At 61.8% G+C, this 557-nt stretch carries 1 pseudogene; it reads left to right on the forward strand.

Annotated features, from left to right (window positions below):
* Positions 1-117: 117 nt before the first annotated feature.
* A pseudogene (locus tag XdyCFBP7245_RS23480) lies at positions 118-557 on the forward strand (IS4 family transposase); the annotation flags it as partial.

Raw genomic sequence — 557 nt, forward strand, 5'->3', positions numbered from 1 at the left:
CTGAGGTTTCCCCACATTTTTTTCTGCGAGATCAAGTGCTTGCTGGGCCAGGGTGTGGAAGAAGGTGCGCGCATGGTGCACGCTTCAAGGTGACTAAGCCAGAGAAGAGTGCCGACCATGCGCGCCAGCGAAGTATTGCAGAAGTGCCTGTCTCACTCACTCTCTGGCATGCATGCATTACGTCGACGCGCCTTGCTTGGCGCGGTTGAGGCGCTGTTGCACGGAGGCCGGCTGACCTTGATCGACATTGCACGCGCATGGCCAGGCGCGAGGCGGGTACGTGCGCCCCTCAAGGCATGCGACCGCCTGCTGCGCAATCGCACGTTGCAGGGCGAACGATCCGTGATCGAGCGGGACATGGCGCATTGGCTGCTGCGCGGCGCGCAGCCGGTGATCGTCATCGACTGGAGCGATCTGAAGCCGGACAAGTCATGGTGTCTGCTGCGCGCAGCCGTGCCGATCGGTGGGCGCACGCTCACGTTGCTGGACATGGTGGTTGCTGGAAAACAGCAAGGCTCGCCTGGTGCGGAGAAGCGTTTTCTGCAACACCTCAAGGA

Origin of the sequence: Xanthomonas dyei, from assembly GCF_002939865.1 — a bacterium.
Taxonomy (GTDB): Bacteria; Pseudomonadota; Gammaproteobacteria; order Xanthomonadales; family Xanthomonadaceae; genus Xanthomonas; species Xanthomonas dyei.